Raw genomic sequence first — 18,771 nt, 5'->3', positions numbered from 1 at the left:
TTTCAATAATTGGAACCAACTTTCAATAAATGAAACGATGGCCTGCAAGCGCCGGGCTTGTCAACAAAAGCCATGAATCGTGCTGCGTTTATAGGGTGATAGGATCGACAACCGGGTGTCAGAAATCCAACGGCGAAAGGGCGGGCAAAACTCAAAGGCCAAGATGCGGCCGCGCTGCAAACTGCCGTCAGAACACTTTCGCCTCTTTTTCGTAGTTCATCAGAGGGGTAGGGTGTCCTCATGACTGCCTCTCCTCGATTCATTCACCTGCGCACCCACACCGAATACTCTCTGCTTGAGGGGGCGGTGCGGCTGAAGAAACTGCCGGACCTGTGCAAGGCCAACAATATGCCTGCAATTGCGGTCACGGACACCAACTCTCTGTTCGCCGCGCTTGAGTTTTCGGTCAGTCTTTCGGGGGCTGGCATCCAGCCGATTTTGGGATGTCAGGTCGATCTGACCTATCAAGTCGCAGCACCGGGCGAAAAGCCGAAAATGCCCGCGCCGGTGGTTCTGCTGGCCCAAAGCGAAAAGGGCTATGAGAACCTGATGGAGCTGTCGTCGTGCCTCTACGTCGACAACGGAGGTCAGTTGCCGCAGGTCTCGCTGGACGAGTTGGAGGCCCGCAGCGAAGGGCTGATTTGTCTGACGGGCGGCCCCATGGGGCCGGTGGGCATGCTGCTGCAACAGGGGCAGCGACCGGCTGCCGAAGCCTTGATGACGCGGCTCAAGGGGATGTTCCCCGACCGCCTTTACGTCGAGCTGCAACGCCATCCCGGCGAAGATGGCCAGCCCGAAGTCGAACGTCTGACCGAACGCGGGCATGTGGAAATGGCCTATGCCATGGATCTTCCGCTGGTCGCGACCAATGATGTGTATTTCCCAAAAACAGACATGTACGAGGCGCATGATGCGCTGATCTGTATTGCCGAAGGGGCCTATGTCGATCAGGTAGAGCCGCGCCGCCGTCTGACCGCGCAGCATTATTTCAAAAGCCAGGAAGAAATGGTCGCGCTGTTCGCCGATCTGCCAGAGGCAATTGAAAATACGGTGGAAATCGCGCGCCGCTGTGCCTTTATGGCCTATCGCCGCGACCCCATCCTGCCGAAGTTCGCTGATGACGAGGTCGAAGAACTGCGCCGCCAGGCCAATGAAGGTCTGCAACAGCGTCTGGCCGTGATCCCCCATGCGGTCAGTGTGGAGGAATATCAGGAGCGGCTAGACTTCGAGCTGGGTATTATTGAGAGCATGGGGTTCCCCGGCTATTTCCTGATTGTTGCCGACTTTATCAAATGGGGCAAAGAACAGGGCATCCCGGTGGGGCCGGGTCGGGGCTCTGGTGCGGGCTCCTTGGTGGCCTATGCGCTGACCGTGACCGATTTGGACCCGCTGCGGTACAGCCTGCTGTTCGAACGTTTCTTGAACCCGGAACGGGTGTCCATGCCCGACTTCGACATCGACTTCTGCATGGATCGCCGCGAGGAGGTGATCAAATACGTGCAGCAGAAGTATGGCCGCGACAAGGTGGGGCAGATCATCACCTTTGGTGCGCTGCTGTCCAAGGCCGCTGTGCGCGATATTGGTCGTGTGCTTCAGATGCCCTTTGGTCAGGTGGACCGCCTGTCCAAGATGATCCCGGTTGAAGGCGTTAAACCCGTCTCGATCGAGAAAGCGCTGAAGGACGAACCGCGCCTGGCCGAAGAGGCCCGCAATGAACCTGTGGTGGACCGTCTGCTGACCTATGGCCAGCAGGTCGAGGGGCTGTTGCGCAATGCCTCGACCCACGCGGCGGGTGTGGTGATCGGCGACCGGCCACTGGACGCGCTGGTGCCGCTCTATCAGGATCCGCGATCGGATATGCCTGCCACTCAGTTCAATATGAAATGGGTCGAACAGGCCGGTCTGGTCAAATTCGACTTTCTGGGCCTGAAGACCCTGACCGTCATTCAGAACGCCGTAAACCTGATCCGCAAATCGGGGCGTGATCTGCATGTGGCTGCTGATGGAACCTCGCTATACGAGCCGCCCGAAGGCGCGGTGAACGAAATCAACGCGATCCCGCTGGACGACAAGGTCACCTATGACCTTTATTCAGCGGCGAAAACCGTGGCGGTGTTCCAGGTGGAATCCACCGGTATGATGGATGCGCTGAAGCGCATGAAGCCGAACTGTATCGAAGATATCGTTGCGCTGGTTGCGCTGTATCGTCCGGGCCCGATGGAGAACATCCCGGTCTATTGCGAGGTCAAAAACGGCCTGCGCGAGATCGAAAGCGTACACCCGCTGATCGACCATATCCTTGAGGAAACGCAAGGGATTATCGTCTATCAGGAACAGGTGATGCAGATCGCTCAGGTGATGGCGGGTTACTCGCTGGGGGGCGCGGACCTTCTGCGCCGCGCGATGGGTAAAAAGATCAAAGAGGCGATGGACGCTGAGCGTCCGAAATTCGAAAAAGGTGCGGCTGAAAACGGCGTGCCTGCGAAAAAAGCCTCAGAGGTTTTCGACCTTCTCGAAAAATTCGCCAACTACGGCTTCAACAAATCCCACGCGGCGGCCTATGCGGTGGTGTCCTATCAGACCGGCTGGCTGAAGGCGAACCACGCGGTGGAGTTCATGGCCGGCGTCATGAACTGCGATATCCATCTAACGGAAAAGCTCGCTGTTTACTTCGAAGAGGTCAAAAAGGGCCTCAAACTGCCCTATGTGGCGCCCTGCATCAATCGGTCCCTTGCGACCTTTGATGTGGTGGACGGCGCGCTGGTCTATGCGCTGGGGGCGTTGAAAAACGTCGGCCTCGAGGCGATGAACCTGATTGTGGACGCCCGCGGCGATCAGCCCTTTGTCACGGTCTACGATCTGGCGCGCCGGGTTGATCTGAAGAAGGTGGGCAAACGCCCACTGGAAATGCTGGCGCGGGCAGGGGCCTTTGATGGGCTCGACAAAAACCGGCGCCGTGTGTTCGAAAGCCTCGAGAAGCTTGTCGCCTACTCTGCGGCAATCCAGGAACAGAAGAACTCGAGCCAGGTGTCGCTGTTTGGCGAAGCCGGCGACGATCTGCCGGAACCCAAAATGGCCCAGGTGCCGGATTGGCTGCCGGCTGAACGCCTGAGCGAAGAGTTTAAAGCCATCGGATTTTATCTGACCGGCCACCCGCTGGACGATTATATGCCGGCGCTCAAACGCAAGGATGTGATGACCTTGGACGAGGTCACCCTGAAGGCGGAACGCGGGCCGTTCATGGCGAAAATGGCCGGCGTGGTTGCAGGACGTCAGGAACGCAAATCCGCGCGGGGCAATCGCTTTGCCTTTGCGCAGCTGTCGGACACCACCGGGGCTTACGAGGTCACGATCTTCTCTGAAGTGTTGGAAAAATCCCGCGAATTTCTGGAAACTGGCGCCAAGGTGGTCATCACTGCCGAGGCGACAATGGAAAGTGACCAGCTGAAGCTTTTGATGCGCTCGGCCGGGCCGATCGACAGTGCCATTGCGGATGCGGGCCGCTCATCACTGCGCATCTATCTGGAGGACGCCTCGGCTGTGACCACAGTGGCCACCGTGCTTGAAGACGCCAAACGTGCTGCAAAAAGCGCGCGGCCGGGTGAAGTTTTCCTGTATCTTCAAGACCCTGGCCTGCCTGGGGATGTTGAAATGGACCTCGGGCAAATGTTCCCGATCAATCCGCAGATCAAGGGGGCCCTGAAAAGCCTCGAGGGCGTGATGGAAGTCGAAGAAATCTAAGCGGTCGGCAATTGCGTGGGGTTTCCCCTGAATATTCAGGCGCGCTTTGATGATCTTTGAAAAATCCCTCTGGCAGCATGTGGCTTTGTCGGCTTACAAGGGCGCACCTTTGGACGGATCTGGAGCTGGCCGATGCATTCCCGCAAACTGACTGACACCGAAACCCTTGATCGTATGGCAAATGTCCTGCGAACAGAGGCCGAAGCGCTTGACCTGATGGCTTCAACGCTCGGTGCGGCGCACCTCAAAGCAGTGTCTTTGATCGAGGCAATGGAAGGTCGCTTGATTGTCTCTGGCGTTGGGAAATCTGGCCATATTGGCAATAAAATCGCGGCAACTCTGGCTTCGACGGGCACACCTGCGCAGTTTGTTCATGCGACCGAGGCAAGCCATGGCGACCTTGGGATGGTCACTGCGCGCGACGTATGTCTTGTGATCTCAAATTCCGGTGAGACCACGGAACTTGCTGACATTATTACCTACAGCCGCCGCTTCGCCATCCCGCTGATCGCCATCACACGCAATGCGGAAAGCACTCTGGCGACGCAGGCGGATGTCACCTTGTTGCTGCCACAAGCCCCCGAAGCCTGCGGTATTGGCATGGCGCCAACCACCTCTACAACAGCGACTTTGGCCATTGGTGATGCTTTGGCTGTGGCGCTGATGGAGCGGCGTGGGTTTGAACGCGCTGACTTTCAAGTGTTTCACCCAGGTGGGAAGCTTGGGGCGCAGCTCACGCGTGTTGACGCCTTGATGCACAAGGGCGAAGCCTTGCCGCTGGTGTCCGAAAGCACCGCAATGCCCGAGGCACTGATCACTATGACAGCCAAAGGTTTTGGATTGGCCGGGCTTGTGGAAGACGGCCGACTGGCTGGCATCATCACTGACGGTGACTTGCGTCGCAATATGGCGACCTTGATGAACCAGACCGCAGCCGAGGTTGCCACGCGAAATCCCCGCGTGATCCGCAGCGGTACTTTGGCGTCCGAGGCGCTGCATGAGATGAACAACAACAAAATCTCAGCTTTGTTTGTTCTGGACGATGCAGATCACGTGGTGGGTCTGCTGCACATCCACGACTGTGTGCGCGCAGGCATTGCCTAACAGACGCCGATCGATATTTGTGGCGCTCAAAAATCAATAAAGGCAGGAGGTTTACTCCTGCCTTTTTCTTTGCTCTGGGCTCGCCTTGTCAGGGATGTCCGGCCCAACAATCATCTCATAATGAGAGTTATGTTAAACCTACGATGCCTCAACGATAGACAAAGACGTCGCCGATACAGCGCCGATTAGTGGCCCGTTGCTTTGCAGACGACGCCCACAGTTTTGAACAGGATCAGAGCATCCGTTTTTGCCGACAGGTTCGACTTGTAAGAGCTGTCGTAAGACGCGCGGTCAGAGAAGAAGCTTTCGTTTCTCTCCGAAACCTGCCACGCGCCTGTGATGCCAGGGCGCAGATCATAATAGTCTTGACCAGGATAAAGGCGCTTTTGGCACGGCATCATTGGACGCGGTCCGACCAGGCTCATCTCGCCGATCAGGACATTCCACAGCTGCGGCAGCTCATCCAACGAGGTCTTGCGGATCAAACGACCGACCGTCGTGATGCGCGGGTCCGACTTGAGCTTCTGGGTCTGATCCCACTCGGCCTTGGCATCCGGGTTCTCTGCCAGATACTGCGCCAGTTTTTCGTCGGCGCCGACAACCATAGAGCGCAGCTTCCACATCCGATATTCTTTGCCATTCCGGCCAATGCGCATCTGTGTGTAAAACGGGCTGCCACCGTCTCTTGCGATCAGCAACATCAGCGGAACCACGAGCAGCAGGACGAGAGGCGCGGCGCAGAGGACTGCCGTGATGTCAAAAACACGCTTGCCAAAGGATGCATAAAATCCCCGCGGGTGCTCTCCTCCGAGAATGGGGAGCGCGTCTGCATTCTGATTGGTTGCTGCAAAGTCTTGCATCTTAAGATACCCCATAAATCCAATAACCGGCGTCAAGCGAGGGGCACTCTTGCCCTTCGTGCCAAGCACGCCGCTGTCTACCCGTGTTTTGCAATGAACTTAAGTATAGTTTTTACTACTTTTTAGACGATTAGTTAACAAGAATGAGGCAGGCACCACTTCTGGTCTCGATGGCGCCATACATGTGTCAGCGCGTTGAGTGGTTTTAAGTATCTGTTTTGTAGTAAGAATATCTCAAATTTCGATCTTCCGGCTGGTTGTAAGCCGAAAGTGTAGGTCCTTTTTAAGGCAGGTTGCCTATTATTTTGTCTAAATCGAATAGGCTGAATGTTGCCACCGCGAGGAGCCGCGCCCAACCCTTGGGGCGATTGATTCTAATACGAAGGTATGTATTCCGCTATCGCGCGACCTCGTGTGGCTGATCGCGAGTTGGGTCACCGGAAGCCACGGGGTCCGTTTGCACACGCCGCCTTACAGACCATTGCCAAGGGCCACGTCATGTCAGCCACGGCCGGGAACTCTGCCAATAAGAAGAGATGGCGGGGAGACAGGGATTCGAACCCTGGGACCGCGTTAACGGTCAACGGTTTTCAAGACCGCCGCATTCGACCACTCTGCCACCTCCCCGGTCGCTGATCGATGTGAGGTGCGGTTTAGGATGCAGGCCGCGCCCTTGCAAGGCCAAACCGACAAAAGTCTCATTCTTTTGTAACTTTGACGCCATCAGGCTCACACGAGGATGTGACACAAGGGTTTGGCAAACGTTTGCTAATTCGGTGTTTGCGCCTTGACCTCAGGCTTTCCTTGCGCGTGTCCATTGGCTATGCTTCCGGTAACGAAAACACGGGCCTTGGCAGACGCAAAGATCAGGCAGCTGCCTTTTGGAATGGCCGGACAGGGAATTCAGGCAGGACACGTCCATGAGCAGAAGACAGGTTATCGGCAACCCTCTGGCCAAAGGCGGCAGAGCCTTGAAGTTCGGACTGGTTGTGACGGCAGCCCTTGGATTGGCAGCATGTGAGGAAGGGGCGAATTTGTCCTTCCTGCAGCCAAAAGGCGAAGATGCACCCGCACGCGCCAAAAGTACCAAGCTGGTGGAGCGCGATGTGGAGGCCCCCGATGTCTTCCAAGTCACAGAAGCGGGCCTGTGGGATGGCCGCCCTTCGATCGGCGGTGTCTGGGTTGCCCATCCTGACGTAACCGACCCGGAACGGGTTATTATTCGCAACAATGCCAATGGGAAGTTTGTGATCGGGGCGCTGTTCCGGCGCGAACGCGCGATTCCAGGCCCCCGTATTCAGGCGTCCTCTGATGCGGCGGAAGCGCTCGGCATGCTGGCCGGTGCGCCGGTGGAGCTGAATGTGACAGCCTTGCGCAAAGAAACCGTAGATCCTGAACCCGCCGTCGAAGAGGTGCCTGCGGTCGAGGGGCTGACCGACCCGGACGCTGTCGAAACCGCGTCGCTTGATGCGCCCGCAGCTGATCCGATTGCCGAAGCCGCCGCCGCGATTGAGGCCAGTGCGCCAGCAGCGGCGAAACCGACAGCGCCGGTATCCAGCCCGACACCCGCCGCACGACCGGCGGCGGCTCCTGCGCCGACGACGCGTGCAACCGCGCTCAACAAACCCTATATCCAGATCGGTATTTTCAGCGTCGAAGCCAATGCGAAACGCACCGCCGACCAGATGCGCAATACCGGCATCATTCCAACCGTCTATGAACAATCCTCCAGCGGGAAGCCGTTCTGGCGCGTTGTGGTCGGCCCCGCGCAGTCGAAATCCGAACGTTCCCAGCTTTTGAAAACCGTGAAAAATGCGGGTTTTTCTGATGCTTATGCGGTAACAAACTGAGCCTCGCACGAAAGGAGCCCCCTGTCGTGATGCACTTGAACGTAATGAAATCTGGTCGGTCGACCTTGCGGACCGCGCTGTTGGCAAGCGTGCTGGTCCCTGTCTTGTCGAGCGCGGTGCTGGCTTTCGACACCCGCGCCCGCGCCGCCTATGTGATTGATCAGGGCACCAATACGGTGCTCCTGTCCAAGAACGCAGAAACGCCATTGCCGCCGGCCTCCATGTCGAAACTCATGACGCTCTATGTGGCGTTTGAGGCGGTGCGCGATGGGCTTTTGTCGATGGAAGAACGGCTGCCCGTCAGCCAGCATGCGATGAGCTACAAGGGCTCGACCATGTTTCTTGATACACAGGATCGCGTAAAGGTCGCGGACCTGTTGCGCGGCATTATTGTTCTGTCGGGAAATGACGCCTGTGTTGTGATTGCAGAGGCGCTGTCCAGTGATGGCACCGAGGCGGGGTTTGCGCGCCTCATGACCCGCCGCGCCCGCGAAATGGGCATGATGGACAGCACATTCACCAACTCCAACGGCTGGCCCGATCCGGGACATCGTATGTCGGCGCGCGATCTTGCCATTCTTGCCAACCGTCTGATCGAGGACTTTCCCGAGTTCTATCCGATGTTTGCGGAACGCGAGTTTGAATTTGACGGCCGCGCGCCGTCAAATGTACGCAATCGCAACCCGCTTCTGCGGCTGGATATTGGCGCCGATGGCCTAAAAACGGGTCACACCGAAGAGGCAGGCTATGGGCTGGTTGGGTCAGCCAAACAGGGCGATCGACGCGTGGTCTTTGTGCTGTCCGGGCTCGACACCACCCGAACCCGCGCCGAAGAAGCCGAGTCCATTGTGAATTGGTCCTTCCGCCAATTCGCCAAAAAGACCATCGCACGCAAAGGTCAGGCGGTCGAACAGGCCGAAGTCTGGATGGGCAATGCTCCCACGGTGGGCCTGGTCCCAAATGAGGACATAGAGATCCTTTTGCCCGCCCTTTCGGGGGATGAAGTCAAAGCAGAGGTCGTCTATACCGGCCCGATCACCGCGCCGATCCAGGCAGGCCAGCAACTGGCCGAGCTGGTCGTGCATCCGACAGACCTGCCCGAAATGCGCATTCCACTGGTCGCGCAACAGGATGTTGCAACCGGTGGTTTCCCGGTCCGCGTGATGACGGCCGCACGTATTTTGATCACCCGCTTCCTCAGCGGGCCCGAGGGCACATTGTGACGCAAGAAAAATTTCCGGGGGTCTTTCTGACCTTTGAAGGTATTGATGGATCAGGGAAATCCACGCAATGCCGGACATTGGCAGAGACCCTGAAATCCCATGGGCACGAGGTCGTTCTGACCCGCGAACCCGGCGGTTCTGCTGGGGCGGAAGAAATCCGCCGCCTTGTTCTGGAAGGCGACCCGGACCGCTGGTCGGCCGAAACCGAACTTTTGCTATTCACAGCAGCCCGCCGCGATCATATGGAGCGTACAATCCTGCCGGCCCTGCGCGCTGGAAAAGTGGTGATTTGTGACCGGTTTGCCGATTCCACACGCATGTATCAGGGCCTGTCGCGCGGTGACCTACGCGGTGCTGTGGATCAACTGCATGCGCTGATGATTGGCCGTGAGCCCGATCTCACGCTGCTGATCGACATGGATCCCGAAGTCGGGCTTGCGCGCGCCAAAGGTCGCCAAACCGCAGAAGAGCGGTTCGAGGACTTCGGCCTTGAGCTGCAGCAGAAAATGCGCGCCGGATTTTTGTCGCTGGCGCAAGAGTTTGAAGGCCGCTTTCGCGTGGTGAACGGCGCGCGCGACATGGCCGCCGTGGCACAAGAGATCACAGCTTTGGTCACAGATTTTCTGGCGACACGCGGATGAGTGACGACGACCTGCCCCGCGCCGATCAGGCTGAAGGTGCGCCGCACCCGCGCGAAACGCTCCAGCTTTTTGGGCATGACGCGGCGGAAGCGGCCTTTCTGGATGCGTTCAATTCAGGCCGTTTGCACCATGGGTGGTTGATTACCGGACCTCGCGGCGTGGGCAAGGCCACGCTTGCGTGGCGCATCGCGCGGTTCCTGTTGGCAACACCAGACGCCGATGACGGTGGTCTTTTTGGCGCGCCGCCGCCGCCTGAAAGCCTGAATGTCGACCCGGACCATCCAGTCAGTCACCGCATTCAGGCCTTCGCGGAACCCGGCCTTGCCGCGATTACCCGCAGCTACAATGACCGGGGCCGCCTGCGTGGTGAAATCGTCGTTGATGATGTGCGCAAGCTGAACGCTTTCTTTGGGCTTTCAGCAACCGACGGCGGACGCCGTGTGGTGATTATTGATGCGGCTGATGAAATGAACGTCAGCGCGGCAAACGCGCTGCTGAAAATGCTGGAAGAACCTCCCGCGCGCACGATTTTGCTGCTTATTTCGCACCAGCCCTCGCGCCTGTTGCCAACGATCCGGTCGCGCTGCCGGACGCTGCGGCTTGCCCCCTTGGGGGCCGAGGACATGCAGGCGGCATTGGCGCAGGCCGGTGTGGAACTCCCGGAAGGGAGCGACCATTTGGCGGCACTGGCGGCGGGGTCTGTTGGTGACGCTCTGCGTCTAGTGAGCCTCAAGGGTCTGGAACTTTACCGGGATTTGACAGCCCTTGCCGACAGCATGCCGCGGCTGGACCGAATGAAGGCCATGGCGCTGGCGGAATCCGCTGTGGGTGCCAAAGCTGCGGACCGGTTTGAATTGATGCTGACGCTCACTGACATTCTGCTCGCGCGGTTGGCGCGAACCGGGGCAACGGGCCAGCCCCCCTTCCCCGAAGCCTCTCCCGGCGAAGGCGCCATTTTGCAACGACTTGCACCTGATCCGCGCAAAGGACGGGCATGGGCGGATCTTGCGACCCTTGTCACCGACCGCACACGTCATGGACAGGCCGTGAACCTTGACCCTGCCGCCTTGGTCCTAGATACGGTGTTCAAGATGCAAGAGACCGCCGCCCGCTGAACGGGTGGCCAGATGAGGCCAAAGATGACCGAGACGGTTCCCCAGATTACCGACAGCCACTGCCATCTGGATTTCCCCGATTTCAATGGTGAACTGCCGGATGTAATCGCCCGCGCGGCTGAAGCTGGCGTGACACGTATGGTCACGATTTGCACCCGCCTGAAGAACGAACCCCAGGTGCGCGCCATTGCCGAAGCCCATGCCCCGGTGTTCTATGCGGCGGGCACCCACCCGATGTCCGTGGCCGAAGAACCGATGGCGACCGTCGACCAGCTGGTGGCTCTGGCGCAGCATCCGAAATTCGTCGGCATTGGCGAAACCGGTCTGGATTATCACTACACCGGCGACAGCGCCGACATTCAAAAAGAAAGCTTGAAGATCCACATTCAAGCCGCTCAGGAAACTGGTCTGCCGCTGATCATTCATGCCCGCGCGGCAGATGACGATATGGCGGCGATCCTGCGCGAAGGTTTTGCCGCGAAACCCTATTCCTGCGTCATGCACTGCTTCTCGTCTTCCGCCGAACTGGGTAAAGCTGCGCTGGATCTTGGATTTTATCTGTCGATGTCCGGCATTGCCGCCTTCCCCAAGTCACAGGAATTGCGCGATATTTTCGCAACGGCGCCGATCGACCGGATTTTGGTGGAAACCGACAGCCCCTACCTTGCGCCGCCGCCTTACCGTGGCAAGCGCAATGAGCCGGCCTATAGTGCCCTGACTGCAAAAGTTGGGGCCGATGTCTTTGGTCTGGACTACGCCGATTTTGCCGCACAGACGCAAGCGAACTTTGACCGCCTGTTCTGGAAGGCCGCAGCGTTCGAGGCCGCTGCATGAGCGCAGAGCTGCGGTTCACCATTCTGGGATGTGGCTCTTCCGGGGGCGTCCCCCGCCTTGGCGGTCATTGGGGCGATTGTGACCCGCAAAACCCCAAAAACCGCCGCAGCCGGTGTTCGATGCTGGTGGAGCGCACCGGCCCCGAGGGCACGACAACCGTTCTGATCGACACCAGCCCCGACATGCGTCACCAGCTTTTGGCGGCCGAGGTTGGCCGTCTTGATGCCGTTGTCTACACCCACCCCCATGCGGACCACCTGCATGGGATCGATGATCTGCGGATGATCGTGTTCAATATGCGCGAACGCATTCCGGTTTATGCCGATGCGCCGACCAAAGCGGATCTGCTGGACCGGTTTTCCTATGCCTTTGTGCAACCCGAAGGCTCGTCTTATCCGCCGATCCTCGATTTGCATGACATCGAAGGCCCGTTTGAAATCGATGGGCCCGGCGGCGCGATCCCGTTTCAGCCGTTCCTTGTTGAACACGGCGCGATTGATGCCTTGGGGTTCCGCATTGGGGACCTCGCTTATTTGCCGGATGTGATTGAGATCCCGGATGCGGCCCTGCCCTGTCTTGAGGGGCTTGATGTCTGGATCTTGGACGCGCTGCGTCGCACGCCGCACCCGACCCATTTTGACTATGCCACGGCCCTGTCCTGGATCGAACGGATGGCACCTAAACGCGCGGTTCTGACAAACATGCACATTGACATGGACTATGCCACTGTCGAGGCCGAGACCCCGGAACATATCACTCCGGCCTTTGATGGCATGGTCATCACCAGCACGCTGTCGTGATCTTTGAGCTGATCAATGTGGTCCTGCCGGTCTTTGTGGTGATCGGTTTTGGCTATGTTCTGACCCGCCGCGGGCTGCTGGAGCACAGCCAGATTGATGGGTTGATGAAGTTCGCCCAAGGCGTTGCAATCCCCTGCCTTCTGTTTCGCGCAATGGCGACCCTGGACTTGCGCGCGGGGTTCGAGCCCGCCTTGATGATCAGCTTTTACGGCGGCGCAGTGACTTGCTTTGTCCTCGGGATTCTCGGCGCGCGCTTTATCTTCAAACGCGAATGGGAAGATGCGGTTGTCATTGGGTTTTGTTGTTTGTTTTCAAACTCTCTGCTGCTGGGCCTGCCGATTACAGAACGCGCCTACGGGGCGGAGAGCCTGTTGGGAAACTACGCTATTATCGCGCTTCATTCGCCCATTTGTTACGGGCTTGGCGTGACCGCAATGGAAGTCCTGCGCAGCCGGGGGCAGCGTGGATTCCTCATTGTGTTTGCGGTCCTGAAGGGCATGTTCAAGAACAATCTGATCCTAGCCATTCTGGCGGGGTTTGCCCTGAACCTCAGTGGGTTTGCCATTCCGGGCCCGGTCGATGACGCGCTGGAGCTTTTGGCGCGCGCCGGTCTTCCCACGGCGCTCTTTGCGCTTGGTGGGGTGATGGTGCAATACAAGCCCGAAGGGGATCTGCGCACCATTGCCATGGTCTGCGTCTTCTCTCTGTTGCTGCACCCGGCAATTGTCTGGGGGCTCGGCAAAGGGTTCGGGGTGCAAACGGATCTGTTCCGCTCCGCCGTGATTACGGCAGCCATGGCGCCGGGGATCAACGGCTATATTTTTGCCAACCTCTATGGGCGGGCAAAGCGGGTTGCTGCGTCTTCGGTGCTGTTGGCCACGGGGGCCTGCATTGTCACGGCTCTGTTCTGGTTGACGCTGCTGCCCTAGATCAGGGCGAGGTTGCCAATGGCAACCGCCACGGCGAACACCAAAAGGTTTGCAACCCCATGGGCGACAATAGCATCCGTGACGCGCCCGCCTGCGCGTTGCACCAGATAGGAAAACAACAGCCCTGCGATCAGCGCTTCCATCCAGCGGTCGTGCAATACGGCAAACAGGCCAGCGGTGACCGCCGCCGCGAGGCACTTGCCCGCGCGCCCCTCCAGAACTTGCAGTTTGCTTTCCAGATAGTCCCGAAAAAACAGCTCTTCGATCACAGGCACCAGCAGTACGGTGCCAATCCCGCGCGCCACGAACCACAGCAGCAACGCAGCCCCCGTCAGTGCAGCATAGGGCGGGGTCTCGGCTGGCGTAACCGGGATCAGGACCCAGCCCAAACCAATCGCAGCGCCAAGTCCGATTGCTATTGGATCAAGCCGCCAAGGCAGCTGCCGCAGAACCGGCCAGAACAGCCAAAGGGCCGCTGCCATCATCAGCATGCGCAGCGGGTACAAGACCCCCGGCGTCGGTGACAGATTATTGGCCAGCAAGGCCGAGAACATAAAAATCGCAAACGGAAGTATTTTGGCCGCAACCGGATCGCGGGACACTGGCAGGCTCTGGCCGCGTGTCGCAACCTCGGTCTGAGTGGGCTTGCGGAGCCAGGCGAACGTCGAACTCACCAACACAACGCCAAGCGCAACAAAGGTGAACATCAACCAGCCCGCATGGGAATGAAACCCACCAATTGCGAACTCTGGATTGCCTTCAAAACCGATCACCAACAGGATCGAAATGCGCAAGATGTTCAGCATGAAGCTGACACAGATGCCAAAAGGATACAGCAACAGGGCCCGCGGAAACCGCAGACTGTCGCGAAACAGCCAGAGATACAGCGTGACAAACCCTGTGGTCAGCGCGATGCCTTCAAGCCCTGCACAGGGAGCGCCCACCTCGACAAAGAAGCCGCCGCTTCCCATCACTTTGGTCTCAACCTCGGTCATCAGATCATAGCCGAGACTTTGGATGACAAAGGTGACGGCCGAGAACGTAATATCGGTGGTCAGATCAAGTCGCCAGAGCGGACGCAGATAGGTGGTCGCCCAGGGCAGCAGAGCTCCTACCAGCGCACAAACTAGCAGGGTCAGCCCATGCTCGCGCGCGAAACGGCGCCAGACGGCCCCCGGCGCAAGCCAAAGGCCAAGGCCACGCAGGATGAGTGTAAGTGCGATCCCCCAAATTACGAGCGAGGGCAAAAGCCCTGCCAAACCGCTGTTTTGGCGCATCAGCGCCATGGGGACAAACGCCAGCGCAACCCCCAACAGGTTGATCCGCAGGGGCGCAAACCCGCGCAGCCCTTCCGAACCGATGCCGTCCAAGGTCCGCGGCGCCAATGCCAGAAGACAAGTGAGCGCGCCGAGCATTCCATAGGTGGCAATCAGGCCGCGATCCAATGCGCGGCAGACCAGAAACGGCCAGTTCTCGCGGCAAGTGAAGTCTATTGCGTGTTTGAATACCGCCCCAATCGCAGCCAGCTCCAGAACCAGAAGGCCGCAAGCGATCACTATGGCCCAGAAGGCGCTCTGCCGTCTGGCCCCGGTCGGCAAAACGGTCGAGGATCGTGAAATGGGTTTCATCAATGCTTGTCCTCATCGCGTCTTTGAAACACAGCACGCCCCCGCCAAGCGGCGGGGGCGCAATGTTGTCAACGTGATTACGCCTTGCGGCGACGCTCCCAGAGGAACAGCACGCCAGCTGCCAGAGCCGCAATTGCGGCGCCGCCTTCCAAGGCGCTGATCTCGGGGATCGGCGCAGGTCCGAAGTTGGACGCCATGGCAGTAGACGCAAGCAGTACAGCCGGAATGGCAGTCAGGATTGTTTTCATGAGGACTCTCCTAGTTAACAACAGGCCCAGATGCGGAACAGGTCAGCAGCTGGACCACGGGGTGGCAGGTTCTCCTGCCCCGAGACGAGGGGCTGTGTGCCCCTCGCTCGTTCCGCGACGGCATCAGCAGATGCAGTCGAAATCGTCGTATTTGAAACCCATGATGAACGGCTGAGAGTTCTCGGCGGTCGGCGGGTTCGGGTCGACAATAAAGGTCGCGATATCGCCATCACCTGCGCAGAACCCTTCGCCATTGTTCATGGCTTCGGTCAGGATGTAGTCTACATCCTCGCGCTGGCCATATGCCGGGTCGAGCCCTAGGACAAAATCCGCTGCACTGTCGGTGCCCCAGAACTGGGGATCCAGCGTGTCGGTCAGCTCCCAGATCGCCAGCTGAATTTCCCAATCCGAGAACTGCCCATCGGTAGAGCCCGCAGAATTTACATGGAACTCTTCGTTGATGATCCAGTTGATCAGATCCAGGTTCTCAGCCGCAGCCAGGCCGTTCTTGAGACCGACCTGCGTGTCGAGGAAGGCAGAGCCATCCTTGCCATCCAGAATGTCGCCCATCAGTGTCGGTGCGGTCAGGAACGACCCATCTGTTGCCACGGCTTCTTCAAAGCTGAGGCAATAGGCCTGATCAAAAACAACCCCGTCCAGACGCGCATCGCCGCTTTCGCTCAGCAGCACGTCGTAGCCAAAGTCCTCGATCGGGTCGAGCTCATTGCCGGCGGCAACCTGATACTTGGTTGTGCTGGGCAGGCTGGCCACAAGGCTTTCGAGCGAATTGGCATCGCCCTTAAAGGTCACTTCGAGATTGGCACTGGCGGAATTCCCGGCGCTGTCGGTGATCTTGTAGGAGATGTTCTCCACATCGCTGTCGCCGATGTCGAGGTCCGCGTAAGCATCTTCGCCATCGATTTTCAGCACGCCACCGTCGAGGGTGACATTGGTGCCCTCGGACGTGGTGATGGTTTCACCCTCGGCAATGTCCTGACCGTCCACCATGGTGATCTCAAACGTATCGCCATCCGGGTCGCTGTCATTGGTCAACACATCGGCCATGATCACCGTATCGGCACAGCCCATTGCGGTGTCATCGGCCGGGGTCGGTGGCTGGTTGCCATCCTCAATCCCTGCGTCATTGTCGGGCGTGTCTGCGCCAGAGACGACAACGATGCCTTCGATCACAGATTCAGTTGCATTGCCAATTGCGTCGCTGTCGGATGCATCATCCCCGACATTGGCCTGGATCAGGACTTTGCCGTCCGTCACATTGTCCGGGTCGGTGAACTTCACCCCATAGGTGCCGGCAATCAGACCGAGGAAGGCATAGTTGCCCTGCGCATCGGTCATTGTTGTGCGGCCGGTTGGGCTGCCATTGGCGTCCAGCAGCATGACCTGAATGCCCGCAACACCAGGCTCATCGCCATTGTTGTTGTCCTGGGCATCCCCGTCGGTGTCGCAGAAGTAGCGGCCAGACAGGGACCCAAGCGGTTCAACCCCGGCATCAACGTTCTTTTTGCTTTCGCCCACTGCCAGAGAGATGTCGGATGTGACGCCATTGCCATCGCCATCGGTGTTCACAACATCGCTGTCGTCTTCATCATCGCCCACATTGGCACCAACAAAGGGTTTGTCGTCGGCTTCGAACACAACAGAGTAGTTACCTTCTTCGAGATCTTCGAAGCAGTAATCGCCATTGCTGTCAGTGGTGGTGGAGGCAATCTGAACGCCGTCTTTCAGCAGCCAGACGGTCTTTCCTGCAACGCCGGGCTCGCCATCATCGCGGTCATTGTCGTTTTCGTCACAGAAGTACCGGCCGCCGATTTCGCCCAGCTTCTTCTCTTTCAGGCCAAGGTCGATATCCACCTCGTCGCCGGCGCCCAGCGTGATCATTCCGGACATGCCATTGCCGTTCACATCGCTGTCGATGCTGTCGTCATTGCCAACATCCTGCAGCGTGAATTCCTGACCATTGGGCGCAACACCCATGATCTTGTAGTTGCCTGCCGGAAGATCGTCGAATTCGTAGTTGCCGTTTTCATCGGTGGTGGTGGTGTCCAGAACCGCGCCGGTGTCACCGTCGATCAGCTTGACTGTAACGCCTTCTTTTACTGGTTCAGAATCCCCGCCGATGGTGACTTTCTGGCCATTAAACGGGTCCTCAAGCAGCGCAATGATGTCACCGCTGTCGTTGTCGATCAGCACCCAATTGTGGGTCGTATAAGTGCCCTGATGCTTTGCCTCGCCCGGCTCGATCGTGGCGTAGGTCACCAGATTTCCGTGGTAGTCGATCCAGGCCAGTTCAAGCGTTTTTTCGCTGTTGTTGCAGATGTCGACCGCGACATGCTTGCTAGAGGAATCCCAGGTCGCTTTGAAGTCGCTGACGTTGATGTCCAGCGCTTCGCCTACGGGCTGTTCGATCACCTGACGCAGTTCGACATTATCGATGACGGTGCCAATGCAATCGCTCTTGCCGATGGCTTTGAGGTCGATGCGGGCGGTGCCTGCGGGCAGGTCAAAGCTCAGCTCCAGCTCTTCGAACACGCCCTCTTTGGTCGGGTGGACGGTCTCAACCAGGACGCCATTCACATAGACTTCGAACCCATTGGTCGAGGCATCATGCCCGCGCATCTGGTAGTCCAGCGTCAGACAGTAGGTGCCCGCTGTTTCGACATGCACTTGCTGGCAGACAGTCGAGTTGTAATTGGCATCCAGTTCCAGAACCGCATTGCCATAGTTGTTATTGATGCCCCAGTGATGGCCTTCCATGATTTCAATGTGGCCACTTGTGGCGTACCAGCCTTCGATGCTGCCAAAAGTGCCCCAGCCCTGATGCGAATAAAGCGGGTTGTGCTCAAAATCGCCGTTTTTGATCAGGTTCTCGCCCTTGGTTTCCAGAACGCAAGCATCCTGAAGGCCGTCACAGTCAACGTCGCACCAAACGGTGCCAGAGATCGACCCCGTCGCTGGCGGCTTTTCGCCACCATCCAGGCATTTGTAGTCGATCCAGTTGCTGTTCACATTGCAGGCGCTTTTGACGGTCAGTTCTGCCCCAGCAGACGGCATGCCGTAAGACTGATGGAAGGTGAAGTAATCGCCACTTCCGCCTTCCTGCTCGATCTCGATCAGAAGGAACCAATTGCCATATTGGTCCTGCACCCAGAAATACTGCTCTGCATAAATCTGGCCGCCATTTCCTTGTTCGCCGCCGGGCCCCTCGATGCTGGCGTGCTGGCCGGAATGGTCATCGGCATTTTCATTGTGACAGGAATCCCCTGACAGATAAGGGTCATTATCGGTTACTGAAATGCAGACATCTGCATATTGCGGCATGGTGAACGTAGAGCCGCAGCCCAGATTTCCACTCAGTGCACCGCTTTCCTGCAGGCCTGCCTCGCTAAAGGCGGTAAACTCATAGGTTTTGTAGGTCATTGGTTACAGTCCCCTCGTACTGGTAACAAACACAGATACTTACGCCGCAAACACGCGCCGCAATTTCGGCGAAACAAACCGCCGATAGGCCCCCAAAAGGACCGTCAAGAAATATGGAATTTGCGGCCGCAGAATTTGCGCTTGCGCCGCCCAAAGCGCTCCCCTCGATCACATAACACTCACTAACCCGTTAAGCGTATCGTATTTTATTTAATTTGTCACTTTGGCTGGCTGAAATTGCTTTGGCAGGTAAGTATTTATTTTTGCGCCGGTTTCTCGTAAAAGGTTAATCCTTTCTGAGGGTTCGCCAATAGAGGTCTGAAATCAATGCGGAATCATTTGTCTTTGAGGCTGTTTCCG

At 58.1% G+C, this 18,771-nt stretch carries 13 protein-coding genes and 1 tRNA gene; 9 read left to right on the top strand and 5 right to left on the bottom strand.

Going from position 1 to position 18,771, the window contains the following annotated elements; translation table 11 throughout:
- Positions 1-240: 240 nt before the first annotated feature.
- Entirely contained in the window at positions 241-3,741 is a 3,501-nt protein-coding gene (dnaE, locus tag TRM7557_RS09570) for a DNA polymerase III subunit alpha (protein ID WP_058289993.1), read from the top strand.
- Positions 3,742-3,873: 132 nt separating this feature from the next.
- Positions 3,874-4,845, top strand: coding sequence for a KpsF/GutQ family sugar-phosphate isomerase (locus tag TRM7557_RS09565; RefSeq protein WP_058289992.1), 972 nt, complete (start codon positions 3,874-3,876; stop codon positions 4,843-4,845).
- A gap of 185 nt (positions 4,846-5,030) precedes the next feature.
- Here TRM7557_RS09565 and TRM7557_RS09560 read toward each other — a convergent pair whose 3' ends face one another.
- Together TRM7557_RS09560 and TRM7557_RS09555 are read right to left on the bottom strand one after the other, a co-directional pair.
- The gene (locus tag TRM7557_RS09560) at positions 5,031-5,705 is read right to left on the bottom strand and encodes a sugar transferase (protein WP_082626582.1); all 675 of its coding nucleotides are present in this window, start codon (positions 5,703-5,705) and stop codon (positions 5,031-5,033) included.
- Between the two features lie 537 nt (positions 5,706-6,242).
- Positions 6,243-6,332 (bottom strand) — tRNA-Ser (locus TRM7557_RS09555).
- 293 nt (positions 6,333-6,625) lie between these two features.
- On the opposite strand from TRM7557_RS09555, the gene TRM7557_RS09550 reads away from it, so the two are divergent.
- From TRM7557_RS09550 to TRM7557_RS09520, 7 genes are read left to right on the top strand one after another with little or no spacing between them, the layout of a single operon-like run.
- On the top strand, positions 6,626-7,555 hold the full coding sequence (locus tag TRM7557_RS09550; protein ID WP_058289991.1) for an SPOR domain-containing protein: 930 nt from the start codon (positions 6,626-6,628) through the stop codon (positions 7,553-7,555).
- 29 nt (positions 7,556-7,584) lie between these two features.
- On the top strand, positions 7,585-8,778 hold the full coding sequence (locus TRM7557_RS09545; protein ID WP_235811447.1) for a D-alanyl-D-alanine carboxypeptidase family protein: 1,194 nt from the start codon (positions 7,585-7,587) through the stop codon (positions 8,776-8,778).
- Positions 8,775-9,419 (top strand): dTMP kinase, encoded by a 645-nt coding sequence (gene tmk, locus TRM7557_RS09540; RefSeq protein ID WP_058289989.1) that lies wholly within the window; start codon positions 8,775-8,777, stop codon positions 9,417-9,419. The genes TRM7557_RS09545 and tmk overlap by 4 nt, the downstream gene beginning before the upstream one ends.
- A complete protein-coding gene (locus tag TRM7557_RS09535) occupies positions 9,416-10,534 on the top strand; it encodes a DNA polymerase III subunit delta' (RefSeq protein ID WP_058289988.1) in 1,119 nt (372 codons plus the stop codon). Before tmk ends, TRM7557_RS09535 begins: the two co-directional genes overlap by 4 nt.
- Before the next feature lie 24 nt (positions 10,535-10,558).
- A complete protein-coding gene (locus tag TRM7557_RS09530; protein ID WP_058289987.1) occupies positions 10,559-11,368 on the top strand; it encodes a TatD family hydrolase in 810 nt (269 codons plus the stop codon).
- Positions 11,365-12,168: an MBL fold metallo-hydrolase gene (locus TRM7557_RS09525; protein ID WP_058289986.1), complete on the top strand. Its 804-nt coding sequence runs from the start codon at positions 11,365-11,367 to the stop codon at positions 12,166-12,168. The genes TRM7557_RS09530 and TRM7557_RS09525 overlap by 4 nt, the downstream gene beginning before the upstream one ends.
- A complete protein-coding gene (locus tag TRM7557_RS09520; protein WP_058289985.1) occupies positions 12,165-13,097 on the top strand; it encodes an AEC family transporter in 933 nt (310 codons plus the stop codon). The genes TRM7557_RS09525 and TRM7557_RS09520 overlap by 4 nt, the downstream gene beginning before the upstream one ends.
- Here the strand turns inward: TRM7557_RS09520 and xrtE are convergent.
- The 3 genes from xrtE to TRM7557_RS09510 form a co-directional block, all read right to left on the bottom strand.
- On the bottom strand, positions 13,094-14,725 hold the full coding sequence (xrtE, locus tag TRM7557_RS09515; protein WP_058289984.1) for an exosortase E/protease, VPEID-CTERM system: 1,632 nt from the start codon (positions 14,723-14,725) through the stop codon (positions 13,094-13,096). The two genes, TRM7557_RS09520 and xrtE, sit on opposite strands and share 4 nt — an antisense overlap.
- A gap of 77 nt (positions 14,726-14,802) precedes the next feature.
- Positions 14,803-14,973 carry a hypothetical protein gene (locus TRM7557_RS20030; RefSeq protein WP_165592446.1) on the bottom strand — a complete coding sequence of 57 codons (171 nt, stop codon included), beginning with the start codon at positions 14,971-14,973 and terminating at the stop codon, positions 14,803-14,805.
- Positions 14,974-15,096: 123 nt separating this feature from the next.
- Positions 15,097-18,411, bottom strand: coding sequence for an SdrD B-like domain-containing protein (locus TRM7557_RS09510; RefSeq protein WP_058289983.1), 3,315 nt, complete (start codon positions 18,409-18,411; stop codon positions 15,097-15,099).
- Between the last annotated feature and the right edge of the window lie 360 nt (positions 18,412-18,771).

It is taken from the genome of Tritonibacter multivorans (assembly GCF_001458415.1).
In the GTDB taxonomy this organism is placed as follows: domain Bacteria; phylum Pseudomonadota; class Alphaproteobacteria; order Rhodobacterales; family Rhodobacteraceae; genus Epibacterium; species Epibacterium multivorans.
The sequence above is the reverse complement of the archived record's forward strand: the minus strand, read 5'-3'. Positions and strand labels throughout refer to the sequence as shown.